Origin of the sequence: Granulicella sp. L60 (genome assembly GCF_009765825.1) — a bacterium.
Taxonomy (GTDB): Bacteria; Acidobacteriota; Terriglobia; order Terriglobales; family Acidobacteriaceae; genus Edaphobacter.
Genome location: NZ_LMUR01000010.1, coordinates 531,837 through 550,093 on the forward strand (window position 1 = coordinate 531,837; position 18,257 = coordinate 550,093).

17 protein-coding genes are annotated in these 18,257 nt (G+C 59.9%); 4 read left to right on the forward strand and 13 right to left on the reverse strand.

Annotation, left to right across the window (positions count from 1 at the left end; genetic code table 11):
• Positions 1-21: 21 nt before the first annotated feature.
• The 12 genes from GSQ82_RS05415 to GSQ82_RS05470 form a co-directional block, all read right to left on the reverse strand.
• Positions 22-1,212 (reverse strand): glycoside hydrolase family 27 protein, encoded by a 1,191-nt coding sequence (locus GSQ82_RS05415; protein ID WP_158790973.1) that lies wholly within the window; start codon positions 1,210-1,212, stop codon positions 22-24.
• A gap of 111 nt (positions 1,213-1,323) precedes the next feature.
• Positions 1,324-1,833 (reverse strand): GNAT family N-acetyltransferase, encoded by a 510-nt coding sequence (locus GSQ82_RS05420; protein ID WP_158790974.1) that lies wholly within the window; start codon positions 1,831-1,833, stop codon positions 1,324-1,326.
• A gap of 75 nt (positions 1,834-1,908) precedes the next feature.
• Positions 1,909-2,184: a hypothetical protein gene (locus GSQ82_RS05425; protein ID WP_158790975.1), complete on the reverse strand. Its 276-nt coding sequence runs from the start codon at positions 2,182-2,184 to the stop codon at positions 1,909-1,911.
• A gap of 26 nt (positions 2,185-2,210) precedes the next feature.
• A complete protein-coding gene (locus tag GSQ82_RS05430; RefSeq protein WP_158790976.1) occupies positions 2,211-4,970 on the reverse strand; it encodes a ComEC/Rec2 family competence protein in 2,760 nt (919 codons plus the stop codon).
• 104 nt (positions 4,971-5,074) lie between these two features.
• Positions 5,075-6,379 carry a 23S rRNA (uracil(1939)-C(5))-methyltransferase RlmD gene (rlmD, locus tag GSQ82_RS05435; protein ID WP_158790977.1) on the reverse strand — a complete coding sequence of 435 codons (1,305 nt, stop codon included), beginning with the start codon at positions 6,377-6,379 and terminating at the stop codon, positions 5,075-5,077.
• Positions 6,376-7,092: a hypothetical protein gene (locus GSQ82_RS05440; protein WP_158790978.1), complete on the reverse strand. Its 717-nt coding sequence runs from the start codon at positions 7,090-7,092 to the stop codon at positions 6,376-6,378. Before GSQ82_RS05440 ends, rlmD begins: the two co-directional genes overlap by 4 nt.
• Before the next feature lie 39 nt (positions 7,093-7,131).
• On the reverse strand, positions 7,132-7,947 hold the full coding sequence (locus GSQ82_RS05445; protein ID WP_158790979.1) for a type III pantothenate kinase: 816 nt from the start codon (positions 7,945-7,947) through the stop codon (positions 7,132-7,134).
• Between the two features lie 24 nt (positions 7,948-7,971).
• Positions 7,972-8,790 carry a biotin--[acetyl-CoA-carboxylase] ligase gene (locus tag GSQ82_RS05450; RefSeq protein ID WP_158790980.1) on the reverse strand — a complete coding sequence of 273 codons (819 nt, stop codon included), beginning with the start codon at positions 8,788-8,790 and terminating at the stop codon, positions 7,972-7,974.
• Between the two features lie 9 nt (positions 8,791-8,799).
• Positions 8,800-9,684: a carboxylating nicotinate-nucleotide diphosphorylase gene (gene nadC / locus GSQ82_RS05455; protein ID WP_158790981.1), complete on the reverse strand. Its 885-nt coding sequence runs from the start codon at positions 9,682-9,684 to the stop codon at positions 8,800-8,802.
• Positions 9,685-10,068: 384 nt separating this feature from the next.
• Positions 10,069-11,283 carry a DUF2252 family protein gene (locus GSQ82_RS05460; protein ID WP_158790982.1) on the reverse strand — a complete coding sequence of 405 codons (1,215 nt, stop codon included), beginning with the start codon at positions 11,281-11,283 and terminating at the stop codon, positions 10,069-10,071.
• 60 nt (positions 11,284-11,343) lie between these two features.
• On the reverse strand, positions 11,344-11,970 hold the full coding sequence (locus GSQ82_RS05465) for a DUF998 domain-containing protein (protein WP_158790983.1): 627 nt from the start codon (positions 11,968-11,970) through the stop codon (positions 11,344-11,346).
• A gap of 172 nt (positions 11,971-12,142) precedes the next feature.
• Positions 12,143-12,655, reverse strand: a complete 513-nt coding sequence (locus tag GSQ82_RS05470; RefSeq protein WP_158790984.1) for a cupin domain-containing protein — start codon at positions 12,653-12,655, stop codon at positions 12,143-12,145.
• Between the two features lie 113 nt (positions 12,656-12,768).
• Here GSQ82_RS05470 and GSQ82_RS05475 point away from each other — a divergent pair, with 113 nt between their 5' ends.
• Positions 12,769-13,482 (forward strand): rhodanese-related sulfurtransferase, encoded by a 714-nt coding sequence (locus tag GSQ82_RS05475; protein WP_158790985.1) that lies wholly within the window; start codon positions 12,769-12,771, stop codon positions 13,480-13,482.
• Between the two features lie 54 nt (positions 13,483-13,536).
• Here the strand turns inward: GSQ82_RS05475 and GSQ82_RS05480 are convergent, their stop codons facing one another.
• On the reverse strand, positions 13,537-16,356 hold the full coding sequence (locus GSQ82_RS05480; protein ID WP_158790986.1) for a valine--tRNA ligase: 2,820 nt from the start codon (positions 16,354-16,356) through the stop codon (positions 13,537-13,539).
• Between the two features lie 152 nt (positions 16,357-16,508).
• On the opposite strand from GSQ82_RS05480, the gene GSQ82_RS05485 reads away from it, so the two are divergent.
• The 3 genes from GSQ82_RS05485 (at position 16,509) to GSQ82_RS05495 (ending at position 18,161) form a co-directional block, all read left to right on the forward strand.
• Positions 16,509-16,949 carry an energy transducer TonB gene (locus GSQ82_RS05485; protein WP_254061441.1) on the forward strand — a complete coding sequence of 147 codons (441 nt, stop codon included), beginning with the start codon at positions 16,509-16,511 and terminating at the stop codon, positions 16,947-16,949.
• A 16-nt stretch (positions 16,950-16,965) separates the two neighbouring features.
• A complete protein-coding gene (locus GSQ82_RS05490) occupies positions 16,966-17,460 on the forward strand; it encodes a hypothetical protein (RefSeq protein WP_158790988.1) in 495 nt (164 codons plus the stop codon).
• A gap of 203 nt (positions 17,461-17,663) precedes the next feature.
• The gene (locus tag GSQ82_RS05495) at positions 17,664-18,161 is read left to right on the forward strand and encodes a hypothetical protein (protein WP_158790989.1); all 498 of its coding nucleotides are present in this window, start codon (positions 17,664-17,666) and stop codon (positions 18,159-18,161) included.
• Positions 18,162-18,257 lie beyond the last annotated feature (96 nt).

Here is an 18,257-nt window from a genome sequence, read left to right on the forward strand (position 1 = left end):
TTTGCTCGTCGTACATCGATGCTACGGCTTGATTGTTAACATGACGACGCCGTGGCTGGGGACCTCGGAAGAGTAGTGGCCCTGCTGTCTTCCAAGATCTTTTGCGGTCCACAGGTTTCGAACCGAAGCGGACAAGGTGTCGGGATAGCCGATGTCGGTCCACGATACCGAGATGGTGTCTGCAGACTGTCCGCGATTGAGCAGGGCAACGGCGCGGCTTCCGTCCTGAAGCTGCTTCGACCAGATCTCAAGGTCGCCCATCTTCTTCACTCTGCGCCCCTGCTGCCCGAGCGCATCTTGATCGATAGCGATGACCTCTTTATTCAGGAGGATTGCCTTGGTATCCGGCGTCATGTTGGAGATGTCGTTGCCCGCCAGGAGCGGTGCCGAAAACATGGCCCACATGCTGAAGTGTGCCCGGTACTCAGTAGTGGTCATGCCACCGTTGCCGACCTCGAGCATGTCGGGATCGTTCCAGTGCCCCGGGCCTGCGTAGCTTTCCAATCCGTTCATCAGGTCAAGAATCTGCGTTACGCCGCCGCCGCCCCAGCTTTTTTTGCAGTCCCAGCAGTCTTGAATATCGGGCGTGGCGCGCCAGAGATTTCCTATCGAGCCAGCCCATAGCCACGGTTTGGTCGATCCCCACTCGCAGATGCTGAAGACGATGGGCCGTCCCGAAGCGGCGAGCGCGTCACGCATTAGGGTGTAGGATGATTCGCTGTTCTGACCCGGAAGAGTGTTGCACCAATCCTCTTTCAGATAGTCCACGCCCCAGTTCGCATACTGCTTCGCGTCCTGATACTCGTGTCCGATGCTGCCAGGACGTTTGGCGCAGGTCATTGTTCCTACGTCTGTGTAGATGCCGAATTTCAGGCCCTTTGAGTGGATGTAGTCGGCTAGCGCTTTGATGCCGGAGGGGAAACGTCCTGTGTCTGCGACGATGTTGCCTGAGGCGTCGCGTCCCGTCTGCCAACAGTCGTCGAGGATGACGAATTGATATCCCGCGTCCTTCATGCCGTTGCTGACCATTGCATCTGCGGTCTCGCGAACGACCTTTTCGTTGAGCCCCTCGCATGCGAACTTGTTCCAGCTGTTCCAGCCCATTGGGGGTGTTTTGGCCAGTCCGTTGTCCAGAGCGTGGCTGAGAGTTGGGGTCGCGAGTGATAAGGCAATTGTTAGCAGTGTTCGGATGGAGAGAAAGCCTGAGCGCATCACATTCCTTTTTTGTAATCTGCAAGGTGCTTCATCGTTGGTCCCAACGAATTCTAACCTATGCGTTGAGCAAGCTATTGAGGAATAGATCCCTGACAAATGTGAGCGGGGTTAGTGCGGGGGTAGTCGTTTCTCGTAGCAGAGAAAACGCTGACCTGGCCTGATCGCCAAGCTGATCTCTCCAGCCAAACGATAGCCCAGCTTAGGGAAGAGCCTTTGCGTCGCCTCATTTTCGGTGTTGGTATCGACACGCAGGACGAATACTTTGCGCTCTTTCGCAACCTCCTCGGCCTGCTGCATCAGAGCGCGTCCAACACCGGATTGACGAAGTGCGGGATCGACGGCGAGCCGGTGAATGATCACAGCGTGCTCATCGATGTCTATGTCCGCCTGCGCGTACTCGGGCTCCTGATCCAGGGTGATTGCGGCAACACCGGCGACCTGACCGTCGATCTCAGCCACCCAAAGTTGTTGAAGATCGATATCGCGTTGAAAGACGCTCTCGTTCGGATAGTCTGAATTCCATTGCATATTTCCGGCGGCTCGCATTAGCGGGACTACGCGGCCTACGAGCGCCATCAGCGCCGGGAGATCTTCCCTGGTTGCGAGACGTATAAGCATGGTGCTTCCAGCCTATCAGGATCACCGCTGCAGAGTCCCATGTCACACGGCGGTAGACATAAGGAACTATTTTCGTTACATAATGCGAAAACGTTCTCGCATCAGGCGTTGAAAGCGAGGGCGCCAAATGAGGTCGTAGGCGAGCTCTTTGCCAGGGAACATGGCGAGGGCCGCCTTTCTGCTGTCGGCGATCATCTGCGCGGCATCGTCGACGGAGAGTGAGCTATCCTGCGCGATGCACTGCATGACCATGTTCATCATCATCTGCAGCCGGCGGATCAGCTTCTGCTCTTCGGCCCGCTCCTCCGGGGTAAGTTTAACGGCATCGACATTTGTCTGGTTCAACTCCATGCAGACCCTCCCGATTGAAAGACACACTATGGATTGGATGTTCCAACCACTTCGCGGATTCGCCCGTCCCTTCCCAACAGAAATGTCGTCAGGCCAAGCTCGTCCGTTCGATACAGCTTAGTTCGAGCCTGTGCGATTCGCTCTATAACTTCGAATCGGGGGTGCCCAAATGTATTCCCCTTGCCAACTGACATTACGGCGTCCTTTGGAGCTGCTGCGTCGAGAAACTCCTGTGTGGTCGAGGTGCGGCTGCCGTGGTGCCCGACCTTGAGAAGCGTGACGGCAGTTACCCTTCCATGGGCGAGCATCGCACGCTCGCTGGGGGCCTCCGCATCGCCTTCGAGTAGGACCGATGCATTGTCATATTGGATTCGCATGACGAGCGAGTCGTTGTTCACTGGTTCGCGAGGGTTGATGTAGCCGGTCTCCGGCGCGAGCATCGTCACCTGCACGCCTCCCCATGGGAGATGGGTTCCCGCATAAAAATGACGCACGACCACGCCAAGTTCCTTCGCCTCTGCCAGCAGAGCACGGTAGGCGGTGGAGTTGGGATCGATGCTAACCCATAACTCTCGTGGCCGGAAGTTTCGCATGATGGCGGGCATGCCGCCCATGTGGTCGCTGTGAGCATGGCTTAGGACTATTACGTCGAGGCGGCGGAACCTGCGTGACCAGAGATAGGGAGATACGATCTCTTCGCCTATGTCGAACCGGCTTGTGGCTTCTGCGGCTTCGGTGATTCCGCCTACGGGACCGCCGGCATCGATCAGCATGGTCGAACCGTCTGGTCCTGCGACAAAGATTGAATCGCCCTGCCCGACATCGATAGCCGTGATCTCCAGCATGCCTGGTGATACCGTGGCAGGCTCAGGCCATAGCACGAGCAGGGCGACGAGAGGCAAGGTGAAGGTCGCGATCCACGCCCAGCCGCGCGATCTTCGTACTGCCCAACAGCAGAAGGCCCATGCAGCGACTGCCAGTGCAGCGACCCACCATGCGGGAGCGGGAACGCGCTGGTCTGCCGCATGCAGCGAGCTTACGCGACCGATGACACTGGCGATGCCGTGTAGTAGAAGCGCGGTTGCCGCACCCGGCAGCATGGCTAACCAAGGGCTTACAAGGGAGGCGCAAAATGTTACGACAGCCGTCGGAGCCAGGACAGCAACCAGTGGCACGCTTAGCATGTTTGTGGGAACGGCAAACATGGTTGCGCGATGAAAGTAGACGGCCATCGGCAATACCATCACCAGCTCTGCCACTGCGCCGATCAGCGTAAGTTCGAGAGCCCAGAGAGTCCATCGCGCAAGGAGCGACGGGAGTGCGCGAATCCAACCTCCCAGCGCATCGGCGAGAGCCTCGCTGAACATGCGGAGCATCAGGCGGAACTGCGCGACCGGAGGCGGGAGACCTATATCGATCCACTTATCCCAGAGAGTTTCTGCGGCGCGTGCGTAGGGAAGGAAGCTGCGCTCGCCCAAAGGGATCGCGATGCCACCGATGGCGATGATTGCCAGGAAAGTCATCTGGAAGCTGGCTTCGAAGAGGGCTTGAGGAGATAGGACCAGCACAGCCAGAGCGGCCGCGCCGAGCGCGTTCAGTACGTTGCGGTCACGCGACAGCAGACGCGCGATGAGGAAGACGGCGGTCATAAAAAGAGCGCGTTGAACGGGGGCGGCGAAGCCGGTCAGGACGGCGTAGGCGAAGGTAAGAGCTAGGGTGAGCAGTGTGGCCAGCCAGTCGCGCAGCTTCATCCTTCGCGCTAGCCAGAAGACGAGGCCAGCCAACAGGCCTACGTGCATTCCCGAGACGACGAAGAGATGAAATGAGCCTGTCCGCTCGAAGCCGACACGCTGCGCTTTATTCAGTCCTGCACGATCTCCGAATAGCATCGCGTTCAGCATGCCGCCATCGTCGTCGTTCAAGCGGAGCAGTTTTGGCAGATCTCGGTTTGCTTTGGAGTGAACGTAGCCGAGAACACGACTCGACGCCCAGCTTTGTGCGGCAAAGACTTTGCACTGTAACAGCGCGGTGCGATCGGCAGGACCTACAAGCGTGGCTTCGAGCCCATGCGGCGAAGTAATCTGCGAGGCGCGTACGCTGGAGTGAGCGCCGATGCCTTGGGCGAGAAGATAGTCTGCGTACTGCCACGCTCCGGGGTCGCGGTAACGTTCGGCAAGCCTCAGTCGCATCGGAGCTTCGACGAGATCGCCGCATTGAAAGGTGGGAAGCGAAGCGGATGCGTCGGACGGAACGCTGCTATGGGATGGCGAACCGGCGATTACGTTCATGCGAACGCCGCCAGTAATCGGGACCATCTGCGAGATATCGGGAGTTACCTCTTCGATTGCGTCCACCTGAAGATCTACGGAGAGAGCGCCTACGGTTGCGGCTTCTTCGTCAGCCTCCTTTTCGGCCCACCAGCCGATCTCTTGATCGTGATCTGCATCTTGCTGTTGAGGAGGAAGTTCGCGGATACGCATGACACGACCGCGGACCTGGCGGCTCAGGCCGTCGGCGTAACCAGCAAGAATGTGTTGCGTTGGCGGCTGTGGCTGCACCTCGGCAGACCAGAGACCTGCCGCCATCCAGAGCGCTGCAAGTGGAACGACGGCGATGCGCAACGAGCGGCGTACGGCGATAAAGACGAGGAGGAAGAGAAGGAGAGTTGCTATGAGGAGAACGACTGCCGGCGCCTGATTGCGCGCCATCACTTCGCCCAGGGCAAACCAGCACACCGCAGCCAGTAGAGGAGATCTGCGAAGCTGGAGTGCAGGCACGCGTGCCATTGCCTTCGGCCAAAGATTAGGGTTTGGCCCGTTCGCACTCTCGGTCTTCCTAGCTCTACGCGCTGACCGCACCTGCAGTCCATTTCATCACAACACGGCCGGAATTACTTCCGCAAAACCACGACCGTCTCAAGATGAAACGTCTGAGGAAACATATCCACCATGTGCAGCTCTTCGAATGTGTAACCAACGTCGATCAGCATCTTGAGGTCGCGCGCCAGGGTGACCGGGTCGCAGGAGACGTAGACGATTCTTGGCGCCGCGATCCTGCCCAGCAGAACACATACCTCTGCTCCGATGCCTGCACGCGGGGGATCCATGACGATCAGATCCGGCCGTTCTCGCTGAATGACTGCGCTACGGAGAAAGTCGAGAGTTGTGGCCTCAACAGCGTGTCGGCCTGGACCCTTGAACGACCTTGCGAGATCTTCTCCAGCTACTTCGACCGCTACGACCAGCTTGAATCCACGCGTGAGTACTCGCGAAAACAAGCCGACGCCTGCGTATAGATCCCAGGCGAGCGTTCCCTGACGTTCTGAACTGACGATGTGGATGAGTTCATCCATCAGTGAGCGATTGACCTGGAAGAAGCCTCCTCGACTTATCCAATAACTCTCGTCAGCGGCGCGATAGCTCAAACCTTCGGCGCCCCAGGTCGAGAGACTTCGAGGCTTCTGGGCTCGTCGCTGCGTTCCTGATGATGGGAGCAGAAAGACGCCGGCTCCAATCAACTCCGGGATCAGATCTTTCATTCGGTCGCAAAATTCCTTGAACCCAGCCTGATCTTTTTTTAGGAACAGAGATGCCTGAAGTTTTTTTTCATCTTCGTTGATGAAGAACTCTACTTCGGTTACGCGTTGTGTCCAACGGCCTGCTAGTGAATCCTCCGAAGCGATCTGGGGGATGGCTGCTGCAGCGCGCCATAAGAGTGGAGCGGAGATTGGACACTCCTGGATTGGAAGAAACTCGTTCGAACTGCGCCGGTTATAGCCTACCCGGAAGACGCTATCAACAATGGCAACCCGCATGCGGACCCTGTTCCGATACTCCCATGGTTGTCCTGTGTGAATCTGGATCTCTGGAAGCTCGCTCAGGCCAGCACGCTCCAAGGTCTCCTGCAGGATGGCTGTCTTCATCTTTATCTGCGCTGAATAGTTCGCATGTTGATATTGGCAGCCGCCACACTCGCCGAAGTGGGTGCAGCGGGCCTGCACTCGGTCTTCGGAGGCGGTAAGAACCTGTTGCAAGGAGGCTTCTGCGAAACCGCTCTTCTCTCCCATCAGGTGGGCCTGGACGATCTCTCCTGGGAGCGTGAATGGAACAAACACAGCTTTGCCCGCTTCTGCGTCCTCGGACTGATGAGCAAGGCAAGAGCCGCCGTATACTGCTTTTTCAATTTGTAACTTCATCCGTGGCTCATATAAAAGAGGCTGAGGCGAGGTAGTTTACAAGCTTCAAGAATTCGCTTCTGAAGAAACTGCTGCTGTACTTGCTTGATCTGGACGGCCTGCATCTTGCCACGGTAGGGAGCAAGTTCTCGGGCTGCCTGTTCGCGCAATGCGACCAACTCTTCTTCCTGTGTGGAGGTTAGCAGTGCTGCGAACATCTTTTCTTCTAATACAGTGAGCGTGCGATCGAGCTCTTCAAGAGAGCCTGCGGGTTCAACGTGCAGGCTGAGAGCGAGGGATCGCAGACGGGATGCAACTTCGGCAGCCGTCGCATCCGCTGGAGGGTTGAGCTGGGCTGCTTCCATGGCAGAGGCATTTTCCTCGAGGTACTTTTCGATTCGTATGCTATCGAAGCCGCTGTCGGTTGCATCGTTTCCTGTAGCGGGCGCAGCTCCGATGGCCGCGTCCATGGCCTGCTCAACGGCCTCAAGGACACTCTGAGCACACCATGCAAGACCATTTACTTTGCGGGTCTTTCGGGATGCGCGCAAGGTCTTTGCGTCGTGCTTATCGAAGGCGTTGTCTATGCCGCGCAGGACGGCTTCAAGCGGCACTCCTGCCTCGCGCCAGGTCTCGATCAGCGCCCAGTCCAGCGTAGACAGCATCAGCAGGGAACCGCGTCTTTGCTGAAATCTTTCTTCGATCTCCGTGAAGTAATTAAAGTAGTTTTGCATGCTTTCTAAAAGAGCCTGGCTCGGAGTGCGCTAGGCAGGTCATGCCTCGCGCTTCTTGCTGCAGTCCAGATTGCGCTCATAGATGAGACGCAGTCCTGTCAGCGTCAGCATCTCGTCCACTGCCCGGATGTATTTGGAGCCGCCCGCAATGAGTGCGGCCAATCCGCCGGTAGCAACTGTCTTCGTCTCTGTACCCATCTCGGCGAGCATGCGCTCGAGGATGCCGTCGACGAGGCCGATATAGCCGTAGTAGAGACCGATCTGCATATTATCGATGGTTCCGGTCCCGATCACTTTTTCCGGTTTCTTTATCTCGATCCGTGGGAGTCGCGCGGCACGCAGGAACAGCGCTTCTGCCGATATGCCGAGGCCTGGGGCGATGGCGCCGCCGAGGAACTCTCCCTTCTTCGAGACCACGTCGAAGGTGGTTGCGGTGCCCATGTCAACGACGATGCACGGTCCCCCGAAACGCTCGAAGGCTGCTATGCAGTTGACGAGCCTGTCCGCGCCCAGGTCTGCGGGATTGTCGATGAGAATAGGCATACCAGTCTTTATGCCGGGTTCGACGAACAGCGGTTTTACATTGAAGTGGAGTTCGCATACGTGGCGCAGCATGGAATCGAGCGAAGGCACGACCGATGAGATCGCGATCCCATCGACGAGTCCGACCTGTAAACCTCTGAGAGCGAATAGATTGTGCAGCAGGACGCCGAACTCGTCGCTGGTCTGTTTGGTGGAGGGCGTGGTGATTCGCCAGTTTGCTGCCATCTCTGACGTCGCGGCACCCGTTTGGTTCGTCAGTTCGTAGAGTCCGAGGACTGTATTTGTGTTGCCTACGTCAATTGCCAGCAGCATGGCCGTCTCCCACCGTCATTGTTGTCATTGTGCGCGTACTCCGCCGGAGAGGACGGTGTGTGTTGTGCCATCGTCGCCGGTGACGAGGAGAAAACCGCGCTCATCAAGGCCATTCGTCACGCCAGTATAGCCGCCGGATTCGTCGACGCTGACGCGTCTGCCGCACACCCAGCTGGATGCGGCAGAGAAGCGTTCGAGTAGGGAAGAGCTGCTACGGATTCCGGTTAGTTCTTCTTCGAGGAGGGCAATTTGCTGATTTAGCAACCGAAGAAAAGCGGTTAGGATGGGCTCGCGCGGCCATATTTTGCCTGTCTCCTGGCGCAGGGAGGTGGCGAGAGAGGTGAGTTCGGGTGGAAAACTCTGGTGGTTCAGGTTTAGACCTACGCCGATGACGGCGTGGCGCAGCATGGCCGGAGTGGTCGATTGGGCGGGTGTGGTTGAGGTTTCGACGAGGATTCCGCCGACTTTTCTGTTGCCGATCAGAAGATCGTTGGGCCAGCGTATGTCTGGCCGGATGTTCGCCACCGTGGAGATGGCCTCCTGGGCGGCTAGGCCGGTGGCCAGGGAGAGCCAGAGGGCGTTGGCGATGGTCATCTGGGGGCGCAGCAGGACGCTGACGTAGAGACCGTCGCCGGGGGTGGAGAGCCAGGTGTGGCCGCCTCGGCCTCGTCCGGCGGTTTGCTCGTCGGCGATCCATACGGAGCCGTGGGGTGCACCGGCTTGTGCGGCTTCTAGGGCGAGCGCGTTGGTGGAGTCTACGGAGGCGAGGTGGTGCAGGTTGCCGGCGAACGGAGTGTTCGCGAGCGCGCCGGCAACCTCGGCCAAGTTGAACGATTCAGGCACGTTGCATCCTCAGTAGATGTCTGCGGTGATGCGCATGCTGAGGTCGGCGGCGGTGGCGGAGTGGGTGAGTGCGCCGACCGAGATGAAGTCCACGCCGGTCAGAGCGTACTTGCGGACGGTCTTCAAGTTCATGTTTCCAGAGGCTTCTATGGAGATCTTGGGGGCTGCTGCGCGGATCTGTTTGACCGCTTTCTTCACCTGGGATGGGGTCATGTTGTCGAGGAGGATGGACTCTGCGCCGCCGGCGATGGCTTGTTCGAGCTCGTTCTGGGTGCGGACTTCAACCTGGACGATCTGGCCGGTTTTGCGGCCTTTGAGGGCGTGTTCGAGTGCGGCGGGCAGGCCTCCGCCGAGGGATATGTGGTTATTTTTGATGAGGATACCGTCCTGCAGGTCGAGGCGGTGGTTGACGCCGCCGCCGCAGCTTACCGCGTATTTATCGAGGGCGCGGAGGCCGGGGATGGTCTTGCGGGTGTCTAACACCTTGGTTTTTGTGCCAGATACGGCTTTAACGAAGTCGTTGGTGAGGGTGGCGATGCCGCTCATGCGCTGCATGAGATTGAGGATGACGCGTTCGCAAGAGAGGATGGCGGCGGCGTTGTGGCGGATGACGGCGATGGTCTGGCCTTTTTTGACCTTGACGCCGTCGAAGATCTCGGGGTGGCTGATGACTTCGAAGCGACCGACGGGAGAGGTGGACATCTTGCCGAAGATGTCTAGAAACACGGGGATACAGCCGAGGCCGGAGATGATGCAGGGCTGCTTGGCGACGATGGTTCCGGAGGCGCGGAGGCCGGGATCGATGGTGAGGGCGGTGGTGACGTCGTGTGCGGCTTTGTCCTCGGCCAGGGCGGCTTCGAGGATGGTTCGGATGCGTTTGCTCTTCCAGTCCATCCTGTAATCCTAAACCTGTTATTTGGCAGAAAAAGTTACAGCGGTGGTGAGGGGGTAATTTTATTGGTTTTGTTGGGTTTTTGGAGGGGATGGGTGATTTTTGGTGTGGTTTTTTGCTGGTGAGTTTGTGGTGGATGGTGGTGAGTTGGTGGGGTTTCGCTGCAGGTTGGGTGGAGGGGGTTTGATACGACAGGTTTTTGGGGTTTATTTTGGCCTGACGGCCGGTCCCCCTGCGCGGGCGGCGATCACTTCGTGATTTGTATACCCCTTCGGGTGAGGCTCCCGTTGGTCGCTTTGATCTTTGTGCCGACCAACGGGAGGACCGGGCGACGCGGTATACACCCCACGAAGTGGGCGCTCGCCGCGTAGGCGCTTTGTACTTCCTTATGCCATCGCGTAGCGGCGGCAGTGTTCGAGGTAGGCGGTCTCGTGGCTGGCTACGAGTTCGACCACGCTGCGCCACATCCAGCCGGGTGCGTCGAGGCCCTTGGAGCGGTTTCGGTTTAGCTCGGCGACCCAACTCTTTCTGGTGGAGGCGTCCATCTGACGGGCGTGGGCTTTGCCTACGATGGCTGCGAGGTAGCTGGCGGCGGCGACGGCCTCTTCGCGGGTGAGGCGATCCATCTCCAGCTTGAGGTCCTGCGGCATGAGCTCGCGCAAGACCACGGGACGGCCCAGGAACTTTGCAGCGAGCATGCGTTCGCCGAGGTAGGGCGAGAGGTTGCAGGCACCGGTGACGACACGCTGGGCGAAGTCCTTCGGCATGTCGGCGTGCTTTGCTGCGGGTGCGGCGGCCTGCACGGCCTGCTTGATGTCGACGAGGCAGTACTCCTTATCCTTCTTTGCGCCGACGCCGAGGAGGACGGCGTAGCGGAGACGGCCGAGGGAGCTGCAGCCCTTCATCCAGTAGGCGGAGTCGAGCACGCGGATCTTTGCGCCGTCGTCGCGGTGTTTGAAGGAGGTGATGAGTTTGCGGGCGGCTTCGCTTTCGAAGAGTTTTTCGATCGCCTGTTTTTCTTCGTCGGAGAGAGCCCAGAAACGTTCTCCGAGTGGGATGGTCGGTTTGACGTTCTCGATTCGTTCGTGTGCGAGGTGACGCCACTCGCGGTTGACGGACTGATGGAGGATGGTCTGGATGGGGCGCAGGGCTGCGGCATCTTTCGCGACTTTGGTGATTTTTTTGGCGCGGTGGGGGCTGAGCGCGGACTGGTAGCCGAGGACCATCTGTTCGATCATGAGGGCGGTGGTGACGCCGGGGAGGTCGGAGCCGCGGGCGGCGGTGGCGAGGGAGAGGGCGAGGCGGATGAGGTCGTGGGCGGGGTTGCCGATGACGGTCTGGTCGAGGTCGCGGATCTCGATCTCGACGAGGCCGTCGGCGCTGGCGACGGGGCCGAGGTTGCCGACGTGGCAGTCGCCACAGATCCAGATGGGTGGGCCCTGGGGGAGTTTTTTGCCGGAGTGGGCGTTGAGCCACTCGTAGAACTGGAGGGTGTTGCCGCGGACGTAGGCGTGGGCGGAACGGGCCATCTTGAGGCGACGCCGGTCTTCCAGCGCGGCCTGACGGTCCGCAGGCTTGATAGAGATTACTTTTTTAGGCATCGAGTAGTTTGATGCAGAAAATTAATCTTGTGGCAATGTTTGTGTGAGATAGAGCACTGGTTACGAGAGGCGCGGTTGGGTGGAGAGGCTGTGTGCGGTGCCGGGCTCTGTGGCTGAGGCGGCGTTGGTGGAGTGGAGCAGGGCGTAGCTGGCGAAGGAGTACCAGCCGAACCAGAAGAAGATGGATATGCGCTGGGTAAGGCCGTGGAAGCCCATGGGATCGAGGCGCGTGATCATGAGCCAGATGTAGAGCAGGTTGTAGACGGCGATGGCCATGGATATGGTTCGCACCGTGGTGGAGTGCGCGGTGGGTGTGAACTCCGCAGCGAAGAACGCGGGGACGAGCACGACGAAGAAGCCGATGCCGTAGAGGCCGTGAAGCGGGCTGCCCATGACGAAGATGCCGTTGCTGACCATGCTCGCTCCGAAGATGAGGGCGGAGAACGAGGTGAAGAGGTACTGCCGAAGGCCGCGCTGCATGAGGGCGAGGCTGAAGAGGATGATGGAGGCGCCGCAGACGATGGCTGCGATTCGGGTGGCCTGGGCGGCGGGATGATGGAGGAGTTCGAGTTCGCTGAGCTGCTGGGAGAGGGAGGAGTAGCCGGAAATGGTGAAGCCCATCAACATGGGGACGAGCATGGCTCCGAGGGGGAGGATGAGCGACTGTTTCAGTAAGAAACGGTTCAATACGGTCTCCTAATTCTTTCCCTTACGGTGTTGAGCGAGGCGCTTCGAGCAAAATATGGGGGTTCTTCCCCTTCGACAGGCTCAGAGTCAGAATGACAACAGTTTTTTGCACTTGGTGTTGTACGGTGCGGGCTTAGGTTTGGTTCCGAGGGTGTGGCGTGTGTGGGCTTTGTTATGTTGCGGGGGTGAGGCCGTGGCGGAGCATGACGGCGGCGATGGCTGCGGGGTCGGGCGGTCCGCCGGTGGCGGCGTTGACGATGGCGGCGAGTTCGCGGAAGTAGGTGGAGCCGAGGATGCCGGGGGTGATGACGGCGAGTGCGCGGGCGGTGGCGGATGAGGGGTTGTCGAAGCGGTGGACGTCTCCGCGAGGGATGTAGAGGACGTCTCCGGGGGTGACTTCGACGACGCGACCGCTGAGGGTCATGGTGAGGATGCCTTCGAGGCCGTAGATGGTCTCGTCGAAGGCATTGTGGCTGTGGGAGGCGGGGACTTCGGCACAGGGAGGGACGGTTAGTTCGAGGATGGTCACGGAGGCGTTGGCGGCGGGGCCGTCGATGAGGAAACGGATGGTGAGTTGTCCGATGTGGATGTCGGAGGGATGCTCGTCTTTTCCGGCGACTTGTTTTGTAACTTTTTTGGTGGCTATTTCTGTGACGTCTTCAGTGGCGGTTGGAGTGTCTGGCATGAGTTGGCTCCCGTTGCTTTGCTTGCGGTGCATGAGGTTTTCGTGTGCTCAGGGGATGGTACAGCACGGGGCAGAGGTGGCACGTGTTTGCGCGACATTCTATGATCTAAAGAGTGAGTTATACGATTGCAGCCTTTTATCGGTTCGTCGCGTTGCCTGCACCTGATGCGCTGGCTGAGGAGATGCGCGCGTTGTTCGAGGGTAGCGATCTTCGCGGGACGATGCTGATTGCCGGCGAGGGCGTGAACGGTACGATGGCGGCGTCGGCTGAGACGATGGAACGGCTGTTGACGGTTCTGGAAGAGAAGGTGGGGATCGACAGGGCGGAGGTAAAGTTCTCCTTCGCGGATGAGCCGCCGTTTGGACGGCTGAAGTTTCGGATGAAGGCGGAGATTATTGCGTTTCGCGAGGCGAAGGTTGATCCGACGCAGGCTGGGCAGTATGTGCTGCCGCAGGATTGGGATGCGCTGACGGCTGATCCTGAGGTGCTGGTGCTGGATACGCGGAATAGTTATGAGACGGAGATTGGAAGTTTTGCGGGGGCGACGGCTCCGGAGATTGGGAAGTTTTCGGAGTTTGTGACGTATGTGCGGGAGAATCTCGATCCGGCGAAGCATCGGAAGGTGGCGATGTTTTGCACGGGTGGGATACGGTGCGAGAAGGCTTCGGCGTTCATGCTGCAGGAGGGTTTTGCAGACGTGTACCACCTGAAGGGCGGGATTCTGAAGTATCTGGAAGAGGTGCCGGAGGAGGCGAGTACGTGGCGGGGGGAGTGCTACGTGTTTGATCGAAGGACCTCGGTGGGGCATGAGGACTTTGAAGACTGAGATGGATGGACTCGCCGCGATGGTTTAGCGCGGCGAGTTTTCTTTGCGAAGGACTTAGTTCAGGGCGTCGAGGGCGGTTTTGGTTTTGTCGTAGAGGGTTTTGGTCTCGGCGTATTGCTTGCGGAGACCGTCTACGATGTGGGCCGGGGCTTTGGCCATGAAGGCTTCGTTGGTGAGCTGGCGGTCGGCGGCGGTGATGCCTTTTTCGTACTTGGCTAGGTCTTTGGTGAGGCGTTCGCGTTCGGCGGGGATGTCGATCTGGCGCTCGTAGGTGACGGCTACGTCGAAGCTGGTGGTGCCGCGAACGTTGGGGCCGCTGAGGGGTTCGTCGGCGAGCTCGATGGAGGCGACGCGGGCGAGTCTGGCGATGGCGTCGAACTCGGTTTCGAGGAGCCAGCGGTGGGGTTCGGCGAGATGGATCTGGATGGGGACGGTCTCTTTTTCGGGGACGCCGAGGTCTTTGCGGACGCTGCGGACGGCGACGATGATCTCCTGGAGGATGTCCATGTCGGCGATGTCTTTTTCGGAGGCGCGGGCGTCGTCGGCGGTGGGGTAGGCGGCGAGTGCGATGGATTTGAGTGGGGGATTGCCAGCGTAGAAGGCGTGCCAGATCTCTTCGGTGAGGAAGGGCATGATGGGCGAGAGGAGACGCAGGGAGGCTTCGAAGACGGCGAGGAGGGTGGCGAGCGCGGCGGTGCGGGAGGGGATGTCGGGCTTGTCGACGAAGTCGAGACGGAGCTTGACCATCTCGAGGTACCAGTCGCAGAAGTCTCCCCAGAAGAACTGGTAGAGGTGGTTGGCGGCTTCGTCGAAGCGGTAGTCGACGAGGGCGGCGTTGACGAGGGCGGAGGTCTTGCTGAGGCGGCTGCGAATCCAGCGGGACTCGATGTAGTTGTCTTGGGTGGTGGTGAGGGCTTGGGGCAGGGTGGTGAGGTCGATGGTGACGCCGGCTTCGCGTGCGCGTTCGACGTTCATGAAGATGAAGCGGGCGGCGTTCCAGATCTTGTTAGCGAAGGCGCGGTAGCCCTCGGTGCGGGCCTCGGAGAAGGCGATGTCGGTGCCGGGCGAGGCCATGGAGGCGAGGGTGAAGCGGACGGCGTCGGTGCCGAAGCGCTCGATGATGTCGATGGGGTTGATGACGTTGCCCTTGGTCTTGGACATCTTCTCGCGGTTGGCGTCGCGGACGAGGCCGTGGATGTAGACCTCGCGGAAGGGGATGGCGTCGGCGAGGGTGCGCTTGCTGCCGTCGGGCATAGGGACGTCGAGCATGAAGTGGCAGCCGAGCATGATCATGCGGGCGACCCAGAAGAAGAGGATGTCGAAGCCGGTGACGAGGAGCTGGGTGGGGTAGAAGGCGGCGAGGTCAGGGGTGAGGTCCGGCATGCCGGTGTCGGGGTTGGTGTTGGGCCAGCCGAAGACGGTGAAGGGAAGGAGGCCGGAGGAGAACCAGGTGTCGAGAACGTCGGTCTCCTGCGTTATGTCGGCTGAGGTGCAGGTGCCGCAGTGGGTTGGGGTTTCTCGGGCGACGGTGATGGCGTTGCAGGATTTGCAGTGCCAGGCGGGGATGCGGTGGCCCCACCAGAGTTGTCGGGAGATGCACCAGTCGTGGATGTTGCCCATCCACTCGTCGTAGGTCTTGCGGTACTGGTCGGGGGTGAATTTGATATGGCCGTTGTCGACGGCGGCGATGGCGTTGGCGGCGATGCTGTTGCCGCCGGTGTTAGGTGTCTTGTTGACGGCGAGGAACCACTGCTGGGAGAGGCGCGGCTCGATGATGACGCCGGTGCGCTGGGAGAGGCCGATGGCGAGGGTGTGGTCTTTGACGGCTTCGAGGAGGCCGAGGTCGTCGAGGTCGGCGACGATGCGCTCGCGTGCGGCGAAGCGGTCGAGGCCGTGGTAGGGCGAGCCGGGAAGGGCGATGCGTGCGGTCTCGTCGAGGATGCTGGGGCTGGCGAGGTGGTGGCGCTGGCCGATGGCGAAGTCGTTGGGGTCGTGGGCGGGCGTGACCTTGACGGCACCGGTGCCGAACTCGGGCTTGGCCCAGTCGTCGGCGAGGATGGGGATCTCGCGATCGGGTGCGCCGTTGATGCCGCTGAGGGGCAGGTCGACGAGTTTGCCGTGGAGGGCGAGGTAGCGCTCGTCGGCGGGGTTGACGACGACGGCGGTGTCGCCGAGCATGGTCTCGGGACGGGTGGTGGCGATGGTGATGTGGCCTGATCCGTCGGCGAGTGGGTAGCGGATGTAGTAGAGCTTGCCGAGGCGCTCTTCGTGTTCGACTTCGAGGTCGGAGACGGCGGTCTGGGCGGCGGGGTCCCAGTTGACGATGTAGGCTCCGCGATAGATGAGGCCCTGCTCGTAGAGGCGGACGAAGGCCTCTTTGACGGCGGGTGAGAGCTTCTCGTCCATGGTGAAGTACTCGCGGGACCAGTCGACGGAGGCGCCGAGGCGCTTCATCTGATCGAGGATGGCGGAGCCGTAGATCTCGCGCCAGGCCCAGACTTTTTCTACGAAGGCGGAGCGGCCGAGCTCTTTACGCGAGGTGCCCTGTTCTTTGAGCTGGCGCTCGACCATCATCTGGGTGGCGATGCCGGCGTGGTCGGTGCCGGGGACCCAGAGGGCGGTGTGGCCGCGCATGCGATGCCAGCGGGTAAGGATGTCCATCTCCGCCTGGTTGAGCATGTGGCCCATGTGGAGGCGCCCGGTGACGTTGGGGGGCGGAAGGAGGATGGTGAACTTTTCGGATTTGTCCGACGTACTTTCCGAGGTTGGAACGTCAAAGAGATGTTCTTTGACCCAGTACTCGGCCCAGCGTTGTTCTATGACAGAGGGATCGTATGCCTTCGGCAGTTCCTGACTACTGTTTTGTTCGCTCATCGGTGCTTTAAGGGTAGCATTTGCGGGCGGTTGCGTGTCGCGGACAGAGGAGCGCGTTTATGGCTGCTGCGGGCGACTCTGAGAGTTCAAATATTAAAATCAGGTTTCACCCGGGACATCGGTCGCCGTACACTAACCCCGCGAGGCATTTCATGGTTGGACGGTATCTCTCGGCGCTTCTGAGTTTGGCGGCGCTGTTGAGTATTGCGAGCAGTTCTTCTTTCGTTCTGACTTCTCCGGCGGTTGCGCAGGAGCGCGATGGTTCCGCACCGGCACAGGCGAGTGGAGGGGATGCTACGCATGGCGTTTATAAGGTCGGAGGTGACGTCTCTGCTCCGGTACTGATCCGTTCGGTTGAGCCGGAGTATCCGGAGAAGGCACGGCAGACCGGAGCTAGTGGGACGGTATTGGTGAACCTCTACGTCGACGTGCATGGAATTCCGAGTCACGTTCGTGTGGTTCGCGGATTGGGCATGGAGTTGGATGAGAGCGCGAGTAAGGCGGTAAGGCAGTATAGGTTTCGGCCCGCGATGAAGGACGGCAAGCCGGTGATGGTTGAGTTCAACGTTGAAGTTTCATTCCAGCAACCCTAAGCTCACGAGGTTTTTTATGGTTCGATTGCTCCTCGCTGTTTCGATTTTCTTTGCGGGTGCGCTGCCCGCGTTTGCTCACTCCAGCCATGATCGCGTGGCCATAGGAAGCACGATTACGGTGGCTGATGGAGATACGGCGGGTGACATCGCGTGCTTGTTCTGCACGGTGCGCGTGCATGGGGACGTGAAGGGCGATATCGCGGTGATGTTTGGGTCGATTACCGTGGACAGCGGACGGAATGTCTCGGGCGATGTGGCTGGGCTGGGTGCGAATCTGGCTCTGGGCGAGGGCGCGGAGATTGCCGGAGATGTGGCGATCGCGGGTGCGGATGCGACGCTAGCGCCGGGAGCGATGATTCATGGGGACAGGGCGATTGCGCCGAATCGCCTGTGGATGCTGCTGCCGTTTGCTCCGCTGCTGATTCTTGCGGGCGTTGTGTGGCTGATTATCTATATCGTCAGGCGCAATCGGTATCAGTTTCCGGCGTATCCAAATGGGCGGCGGTACTGAGGGTTCGGGGTGCAGGGAAGATCGTGTCCGAGGATGAGGGCGCCATCGGTACTCTTGTTCGATGATTTATTTCTTGATGGAGAGTGCGGCGGGATGGAACATCGAGGCCTGCTGGCGCGTATCAGCAGAGGCAGGTACATGTTGGGGGAAGATTGCTGAAGCCGTCGCTGCCTAGATTCGTTGTGTCTCTTATGATGCTGGTGATGTCGATGACGCTCGCGCAGGCGGCGTTTGCGCAGGCAGCTCCGGGGAGCCGTACCTACGTGGGGCAGGATGTCTTTGTGGCCTCGGGGCAGCAGATCCATAATGCGATGTGCCTGTTCTGTTCGGTGCAGGTGGAGGGCGACCTGACGGGGAACGTGCTGGTGCTCTTCGGCAGCTTGAATGTGAGTGGGCGGGTGCGGGGGCATGCAACCGTGGTTGGCGGGAATGCGGTGGTGGACTCGCAGGCGCGGATTGGCGGAGATGCGGTGGTGCTGGGCGGGAATGCGGTGTATGAGACGGACGATTCGCTCTCCGGCAGTGCGTATGTGCTGGGCGGGCATCTGTCGCGGGTGTCGAGGCCGGAGGGAAGCAGGCAGAGGAGGGTGTCGCTGAGCCCGGTTTTTTTCGGGCTGCTTGCGGTGCTGGCGCTGATTCTGCTCTCGGCGGCGATTGTGCCGCGGGTGCGGCGGCGGCCTGCTGTGAATCAGTCGTTGTAATGGATGCGGGTGGGAGTGACGAATCGGAGACGTAAAAGAGGGATGAGCCTTTCGGCTGATCCCTCTTTTTGTTTGTTGATTTGTAGTGAAGCGAAT